The sequence below is a fragment of the Curtobacterium sp. B8 genome, assembly GCF_000333315.1.
GTDB classification, from domain to species: Bacteria; Actinomycetota; Actinomycetes; order Actinomycetales; family Microbacteriaceae; genus Curtobacterium; species Curtobacterium luteum.
In genome coordinates this window covers 1-1,655 of sequence record NZ_BACW01000603.1, presented here as the reverse complement: position 1 = coordinate 1,655, position 1,655 = coordinate 1, and the positions used below count along the sequence as shown (strand labels likewise).

At 70.9% G+C, this 1,655-nt stretch carries 1 protein-coding gene; it reads left to right on the top strand.

What is annotated here, in order from left to right; translation table 11 throughout:
• Positions 1-78: 78 nt before the first annotated feature.
• On the top strand, positions 79-1,655 hold a 1,577-nt coding region (locus tag I59_RS16345), incomplete at its 3' end, for a DHA2 family efflux MFS transporter permease subunit (protein ID WP_022904797.1).

Sequence of the window (1,655 nt, the reverse complement as noted above, 5' to 3'; positions counted from 1 at the left end):
GCCCGGCCGTCCCGCCGAACTCCGCAGACCCCCACCACGACAAAGAACGCTCTCGATGACAACCGCCGAAAAGAAGCCGTGGCCGCCCTGTGGGCCCTGGTCGTCGGCTTCTTCATGATCCTCGTCGACTCGACCATCGTGTCGGTCGCCACCCCCACCATCGCCGCGAAGCTGCACGCGGACATCAACGCGGTGATCTGGGTGACGAGCGCGTACCTGCTCGCTTACGCCGTGCCGCTGCTCATCACCGGGCGGCTCGGTGACCGCTTCGGCCCGAAGGCGCTCTACCAGATCGGTCTGGTCGTGTTCACGCTGTCGAGCCTCTGGTGCGGTCTCGCCGGGTCGATCGAGGTCCTCATCCTCGCCCGCGTCGTGCAGGGGCTGGGCGCCGCGATGATGACGCCGCAGACCATGGCCGTGATCACGCGCATCTTCCCGCCGCAGAACCGCGGCGCGGCGATGGGGCTGTGGGGTGCCGTCGCCGGTGTTGCCTCGCTCGTCGGGCCGATCGTCGGCGGCCTGCTCGTGGACGGCTTCGGCTGGGAGTGGATCTTCTTCGTCAACGTGCCGGTCGGCGTCGTCGCGTTCGTGCTCGCGCAGCGGTTCGTCCCGTCGTTCGAGCGGCACGGACACCGGTTCGACTACCTCGGCATCGTCCTGAGCGCGCTCGGCATGTTCCTGCTCGTGTTCGGCATCCAGGAGGGCGAGACCTACGACTGGGGCACCATCACCGGGCCGATCTCGGTGTGGTCACTCATCGTCGCCGGCGTCGTCGTCCTCGCGGGGTTCGTGGTCTGGCAGGGCGTGCAGAAGGGTGAGCCGCTGCTCCCGCTCGGCCTCTTCAAGGACCGCAACTTCACGCTCGCGAACATCGCCATCACCTCGGTGGGCGTCGCGATCTCGTCGTTCGCGCTCCCCATCATGCTGTGGGCGCAGGACGTCCTCACGTTCAGCCCGACCCAGGCCGCGCTGCTGCTCGTCCCGCAGGCCGTCCTGTCCGCCGGGCTCGCGCCGCTCGTGGGCAAGAACCTCAACCGGTGGAGCCTCCGCTGGGTCGCCGCGTTCGGACTCGCGTGCTTCTCGGGCGCGCTGTTCTGGTTCGGCTCGCTGCTCGCCTCGGGTGCCGCGTGGGGCTGGGTGCTCCTGCCGTCGACGCTCCTCGGCCTCGCCAACGCCTGCATGTGGGGTCCGCTGTCGGTCTCGGCCACGCGGAACCTGCCGCCGAAGCTCGCGGGCGCCGGCTCCGGCGTCTACAACACCACGCGGCAGATCGGCGCGGTGCTCGGCTCGGCCGGCATCGCCGCGCTGATCGAGGCCCGGATCACGGCGAACTTCCCGGCGTCCACCGGTGGGACGAGCGCCGGCGGTGCCGAGCAGCAGGTCGGCGCGCTGCCCGCGTTCCTGCAGCAGCCGTTCTCGACGGCCATGGGGCAGTCGCTCGCGCTGCCGGCACTGGTGCTGCTGGTCGGCATCGTCGCGGCACTGTTCCTGGCGAAGCCGAAGCAGACCGTCGCGTGGCAGCAGACCGGGGCCGTGGCGACGCAGGGCTCGGCCGCAGCGGCGCACGAGTCGGCTCCCGGCGATCGACGCGGGGTGCACGCTGCCGCGCCGGCACCGGAGACCCCGGAGGCCGAACTCGCGGCGACCGACCACCA